This is a genomic window from Streptomyces sp. NPDC059455, from assembly GCF_042750115.1.
GTDB classification, from domain to species: domain Bacteria; phylum Actinomycetota; class Actinomycetes; order Streptomycetales; family Streptomycetaceae; genus Streptomyces; species Streptomyces endocoffeicus.
This window is the reverse complement of record NZ_JBHYVB010000118.1, coordinates 1-4,322: the sequence shown is the minus strand read 5'-3', so window position 1 is coordinate 4,322 and position 4,322 is coordinate 1. Positions and strand designations below refer to the sequence as shown.

At 72.7% G+C, this 4,322-nt stretch carries 4 protein-coding genes and 1 pseudogene; 1 reads left to right on the top strand and 4 read right to left on the bottom strand.

What is annotated here, in order from left to right:
* From ACFXB5_RS33280 to ACFXB5_RS33265, 4 genes are all read right to left on the bottom strand, one after another.
* On the bottom strand, positions 1–1,067 hold a 1,067-nt coding region (locus ACFXB5_RS33280; RefSeq protein WP_385214926.1), incomplete at its 3' end, for a serine/threonine-protein kinase.
* A 22-nt stretch (positions 1,068–1,089) separates the two neighbouring features.
* Complete coding sequence (locus tag ACFXB5_RS33275; protein ID WP_385214923.1) at positions 1,090–2,040, bottom strand: oxygenase MpaB family protein; 951 nt, start codon at positions 2,038–2,040, stop codon at positions 1,090–1,092.
* A gap of 87 nt (positions 2,041–2,127) precedes the next feature.
* Positions 2,128–2,544, bottom strand: a complete 417-nt coding sequence (locus ACFXB5_RS33270) for a VOC family protein (RefSeq protein WP_201855798.1) — start codon at positions 2,542–2,544, stop codon at positions 2,128–2,130.
* Positions 2,545–2,554: 10 nt separating this feature from the next.
* On the bottom strand, positions 2,555–2,983 hold the full coding sequence (locus ACFXB5_RS33265; RefSeq protein ID WP_385214920.1) for a helix-turn-helix transcriptional regulator: 429 nt from the start codon (positions 2,981–2,983) through the stop codon (positions 2,555–2,557).
* 185 nt (positions 2,984–3,168) lie between these two features.
* Here ACFXB5_RS33265 and ACFXB5_RS33260 point away from each other — a divergent pair.
* Positions 3,169–4,322 (top strand): annotated as a pseudogene (locus ACFXB5_RS33260) (excinuclease ABC subunit UvrA); the annotation flags it as partial.

Below are 4,322 nucleotides of genomic sequence, written 5' to 3'. Positions count from 1 at the left end.
CCCGCGGTCCGGGCGCGGGTGTGGGCGGCGGCCGGGGGGGGGGGGGGCCCCGACCCCAGACCCACCCCGCGGGTGTGGGACTTGGACCCGGTGGTCATACGTCGGGCCCAGGCCGGCAGGCGGGGAGCCGGCGGCCCGGCGGTCAGAAGGCGCGGAGCCAAGGGTCCCGCGGCCGGGAGCTCGCCGCGCGGCCCGGGGAACGGCGACGGCCACCGGGATGCGCGCCCCGGGGCGATCCGCCCGGCGAACTCGGCGGCGTCGCGCGGACGGTCCTCCGGGGTCTTGGCCAGCAGATCGAGGACGGCGCGCTCGAACGGCTCGGGGAGTTCGGGCCGGTGGCGGCGCGGCGGGGCGGGCGTGGTGTGGCGGTGGCCGACGAGGATCGCCCAGGCGTCGTCGAGGGCGAACGGCGGCGCCCCCGTGGCCAGTTCGTAGAGCACACAGCCCAGGGAGTACAGATCGCTGCGGTGGTCGACCGGGTCGCCCGCGATCTGCTCGGGCGACATGTAGTGCGGGGTGCCCATGGCGACGCCGGTGCCGGTGAGCCGGGAGGTGAAGCCGACGTCGTCGCCGAGGCGGGCGATGCCGAAGTCGCAGAGCTTCACGGTGCCGTCGGTGAGCCGCATGATGTTGGCCGGCTTCAGATCGCGGTGCACCACGCCCTGGTCATGGGTGTAGGCGAGGGCCTCGGCCACCTGCTCGGCGATGTCCAGCACCTCGGGGACCGGCAGCGGCCGGCGCGCGTTGTCGCCCAGCAGCCGGCCGAGGTCACGGCCCTCCAGCAGCTCCATGACCAGGTACAGCACGCCCTCGTGCTCGCCGAAGTCGTGCACCACGGTGACCCCGCGGTGCTGCAGCGCCGCGGCCACCCGCGCCTCCCGACGGAAGCGCTCGCGCACCACACCGGTGAACGAGGGGTCGTGCCGCGTCCCCAGCGGTTTGAGGCATTTGACGGCGACGCGGCGGCCGAGCGACTCGTCCCGCGCCCGCCACACCTCGCCCATTCCGCCGCGCCCGATCCGGTCCAGCAGCCGGTACCGGCCCTGGATCAGCTTGATGTCCGCCATGCTCCCCCTGCCTTGGCGGAAGTCAGCTCCCGCCGCCCCCGTGGAGACCGGCCGCCAACGGCCGCGCCCCCGTCGCATCCCCGCTGTCCAGTATGGCCGCGTTTCTGCGCAGTTTGTAGGGCGAGGGGCGGCTGCCCGGGCCGAGCCGTTCGACCGCCCGCATGATGTGCTTCGGCGGCAGCTGCCAGCGGGCCGTGGGCGGGATGCAGCGCAGCGCCCTGCCCATCGCCCGCAACCTGCGGGTGACCACCCGCGGCGGGGGCGCCGGGCGCCCGTACAGCGCGTGGGCGTACGGGGGCAGGGTCCCGTAGGCGAGCGAGGCGAAGCGCCCCCAGATCACCTCGCGCGCCGGGACGAGCAGGGCATGGACCGGGGGCCGCCACAGAAAGGCGTCCACCTCGCGGGCCTCGGGGGTGGCGGCGAGTTCGGGGCGCACCTTCGCGAAGTACGCGGCGAGCGCCGCCGTATCGGCCGGTACGTCGGCGGGGTCGAGGCCGACCAGCCGGGCGGACACCACGTTCTCGGCGACATAGGCGTCCGCCTGGGCGTCGGTGAGCGGATAGCCGGAGCGCCGCATCACATGGAGGTAGGAGTCGATCTCGGCGCAGTGCACCCACAGCAGCAGCCCGGGCTCGTCGACGCCGTGCCGGACCCCGGTGACCGGGTCGGTCAGGGAGAGCCTGCGGTGAATGCCCCGGACCTTGGCGCCCGCCCGCTCGGCCGCCTCGGTGGTGCCGTAGGTGATGGTGGCGACGAACCGCGCGGTACGCAGCAGCCGCCCCCAGGCGTCCTTGCGGAAGTCGGAGTTCTGGGTGACGCCGAGCACCGCGAGCGGATGCAGCGCCTGGAGGTACAGGGCGCGCACGCCCGCGATCCACATCACCGGGTCGCCGTGCATCTGCCAGGTGACCGACCGCGGGCCGTAGAGCCCCGGGTCGCCGTCCGATCCGCCCCGCCGTATGGCCGCCGCCATGGCCACCACCTCCCGGCGGCCAGCCTAGGCGTCAACCGGCCCCGCGGCGGAACCGCCCGGGGCTCACTTCTTGAGCCCGCCCAGGGCTCACTTCTTGAGCGGCTGGGTGAAGCGCAGCAGATTGCCGGCGGGGTCGCGGAAGGCGCAGTCGCGGACGCCGTAAGGCTGGTCCATGGGCTCCTGGAGCACCTCGCCGCCCGCGGCGCTGATGCGCTCGAAGGTGGCGTCGCAGTCGTCCGTCGCGAAGAGGACGCCGCGCAGGAGGCCCTTGGCCAACAGCTCCGCCATGGTCTGTCTGTCGGCCGACGAGGCGTTCGGGTCGGCGAGGGGCGGCTCCAGGACGATGCTCACGTCCGGCTGTGAGGGCGACCCGACGGTCACCCAGCGCATCCCCTCGAAGCCCACGTCATTGCGCACCTCGAGGCCGAGCACATCGCGGTAGAAGGGGATCGCCTTGTCGTGGTCGTCGACGGCGATGAAGCAGGTGGAAAGAGTGATGTCCATGCCGCTCACGCTACGGCCGGGCGGCGGGGCTCGCTTCTCCGTTTCTGACCGGTCGCGTGTGGATCTTGGCCATGCACGCCGGAATGGCGGCCCCGTCCTCATGGCTGCGAGCCCGGTAGCCGCTCGGGCTCTCGCCGACCAGCTGTGTGAAGCGCGAGCTGAACGACCCCAGCGAGGTACAGCCGACCGCGATGCAGACCTCGGTCACCGTAAGGTCGCCGCGCCGCAGCAGCGCCTTGGCCCGCTCGATACGGCGCGTCATCAGATAGCCGTACGGGGTCTCGCCGAAGGCGGCGCGGAAGCTGCGCGAGAAATGGCCCGGCGACATCAGGGCGCCCCGCGCCAGCGCCGGGACGTCGAGCGGCTCGGCGTAGTCGCGGTCCATCCGGTCGCGGGCCCGCCGCAGCCGGACGAGGTCATCGAGATCCTGCCGTTTCACCGGCTCAGTTTCCCACAGCGGGGAAAGGAACCGGTCAGGAATGAAGAAGCCCCGGTCACGGGGGCGTGGCTAGTGTCAAGCCATGACCTGCGAATCGGACGTATTGTTCGAAGCCGGTCAGGTCGATTCGGGCGACACCGGCGGGGCCCGCGGAGGCGGCTCCCGCCCGAACAGATGGAGACACCATGAGCAGGGCCACGGACACGGACACGGGGTCGCCTGAACCCCACGCCGCCGACAGCCACGATCTGATCCGGGTGCACGGCGCGCGTGAGAACAACCTCAAGGACGTCAGCATCGAGCTCCCGAAGCGCCGGCTGACGGTGTTCACCGGCGTCTCGGGCTCGGGCAAGAGCTCGCTGGTGTTCGACACCATCGCCGCCGAGTCACAGCGGTTGATCAACGAGACCTACAGCGCCTTCCTCCAGGGCTTCATGCCGAACCTGGCCCGCCCCGAGGTCGACGTGCTCGACGGGCTGACCACCGCCATCACCGTCGACCAGCAGCGGATGGGCTCCGACCCCCGCTCCACCGTGGGCACCGCCACCGACGCCAACGCGATGCTGCGCATCCTCTTCAGCCGGCTCGGCACACCGCATATCGGCCCGCCCGCCGCGTACTCCTTCAACGTGGCCTCGGTCTCGGCGACCGGTGGCTTCACGGTCGACCGCGGGGCCGAGAAGACGAAGACCGAGAAGGTGAGCTTCAGCCGCACCGGCGGCATGTGCACCCACTGTGAGGGCCGGGGCACGGTCTCCGACATCGACCTCACCCAGCTGTACGACGACTCCAAGTCGCTCTCCGAGGACCCGTTCACCATCCCCACCTACACCGGGGACGGCTGGGTGGTGCGGGTCATCTCCGAGTCGGGCTTCTTCGACAAGGGCAAGCCGATCCGCGAGTACACCAAGAAGGAGCGGCACGACTTCCTCTACCGCGAGCCGACCAAGGTGAAGATCAACGGGGTCAACCTCACCTACGAGGGGCTGATCCCGAAGCTCCAGAAGACCTTCCTGTCCAAGGACCGGGAGTCGATGCAGCCGCATATCCGGGCCTTCGTGGACCGGGCGGTCACCTTCGCCGAGTGTCCCGAGTGCGACGGCACCCGGCTCAGCGGGGCGGCCCGCACCGCCAACATCCCCGAGCTCCACATCCCCGACCCGAGCGCGATGGAGATGCCCGAGCAGGCCGCCCGGGTCCGCGGCCGCGGCGCGCGCGCGGGGGGCGCGGGCCCCCCCGCGCCCCGGGGGCCCCCCCCGCCGCGCCCCTCAAACGCCCCCCCCGGGGGGGGGCGGCGGGGGGGGGGTGCGGGGGGGGGGCCCCGGGGGGGGGGGGGCCC

Coding starts and splice junctions, on each gene's coding strand:
- ACFXB5_RS33275 (WP_385214923.1), bottom strand. CDS start 2,040: ATGGCGGCGGCCATACGGCGGGGCGGATCGGACGGCGACCCGGGGCTC.
- ACFXB5_RS33270 (WP_201855798.1), bottom strand. CDS start 2,544: ATGGACATCACTCTTTCCACCTGCTTCATCGCCGTCGACGACCACGAC.